1 protein-coding gene and 1 other annotated feature are annotated in these 1,325 nt (G+C 63.7%); the gene reads right to left on the reverse strand.

Translation table 11 applies throughout. From position 1 onward, the window contains the following. Positions 1-33: 33 nt before the first annotated feature. Positions 34-1,283, reverse strand: a protein-coding gene (locus BG83_RS0117555) for an IS3-like element ISRme15 family transposase (protein WP_085960508.1) whose coding sequence is annotated in 2 segments (ribosomal slippage) — positions 34-989 and positions 989-1,283 — 1,251 coding nt in all. Because the reading frame shifts where the segments join, the coding sequence is not laid out codon by codon here. Then, positions 874-990, reverse strand: a sequence feature (AL1L pseudoknot). It overlaps the preceding gene by 117 nt. Positions 1,284-1,325 lie beyond the last annotated feature (42 nt).

Here is a 1,325-nt window from a genome sequence, read left to right on the forward strand (position 1 = left end):
TGAATCGCCCCGGTTTTCGCGGAGGCTGTTTGGTTAAAGTAAAACGGCCTCGTCGGCGGTTTTGCCGAGTTGGTTGTAGTAGTTTGCCTCAGCCTCGGCGGGCGGGATATAGCCGATGGATGAGTGCAGGCGCTTATGGTTGAACCAAGCGACCCATTCCAGTGTTGCCAGTTCGACGGATTCCCTGGTTTTCCAAGGCGCGCGGCGATGGATCAGCTCGGCCTTGTACAAGCCATTGATCGTCTCGGCCAAGGCGTTGTCGTAACTGTCGCCACGGCTGCCGACCGACGGCTCGATGCCGGCTTCGGCCAGGCGTTCGCTATAGCGGATGCTGACGTACTGCGATCCCCTATCGGAGTGGTGGGTCAGAGAACCGTCGTTGCCAGGCTGGCGAGCGTATAGGGCCTGCTCCAGCGCATCGAGCACGAAGTCCGTCGTCATGGATTTGCTCACGCGCCAGCCGACGATGCGCCTGGCGTAGACGTCGACGACGAAGGCCACGTACAGCCAACCCTGCCATGTCGAGACGTAGGTGAAGTCCGAGACCCAGAGCTGATTGGGACGGTCGGCCCGGAACTGCCGGTTGACGCGATCCACCGGGCGACTGGCGGCGTCGTCAGCGATGGTCGTTCGCAGCCGCTTGCCGCGCCGCACACCTTGCAGTCCCTGGGCGCGCATCAATCGCTCGACCGTGCAGCGGGCAACCGTCACGCCCTCGCGGTTCAGTTGCCGCCAGACCTTGTCGGCGCCGTAGACGCGATGGTTCTCCTGCCACACTCGCTGGACTTGCGGCATGAGCCGTTCATCACGACGCGCACGGTCGCTGCGCCGTGACGGATCACGCAGCCGTGCGGCATGGCGCCGATAGGCCGACGAGGCAACCTGCAACACCTTGCAGATCGGCTCGACCCCGTAAACCTCCCGGTGCCGGTCGATGTAGGTGTTTACGACTTCAGCTTGCGGTCGAGCTCCGCCTGCGCGAAAAAAGCGCTGGCAGTGCGCAGGATGTCGTTGGCGCGGCGCAGCTCTCGGTTCTCCCGCTCCAACTCCTTGATGCGTTCTCGCTCGCTGGTGGTGACGCCTTCGCGCTGTCCGCTGTCGACTTCGTGGCGCTTGACCCAGGTCAGCAGCGTCTGCGCCGAGCAGCCGATCTTGGGCGCGATGGACTCGACCGCCACCCACAGCGACGGGTACTCGCCGCGCGACTCCTGCACCAGGCGCACGGCGCGCTCGCGCACTTCCGGGGAAAACTTGTTTGCGTTGTTCTTGCTCATGGCTCGCATTCTCTCAAGAGTGAGAGCCTCCGCAAAACCCGGGGCGATTCA

The sequence above is a fragment of the Ralstonia pickettii genome (assembly GCF_000607165.1).
Taxonomy (GTDB): Bacteria; Pseudomonadota; Gammaproteobacteria; order Burkholderiales; family Burkholderiaceae; genus Ralstonia; species Ralstonia holmesii.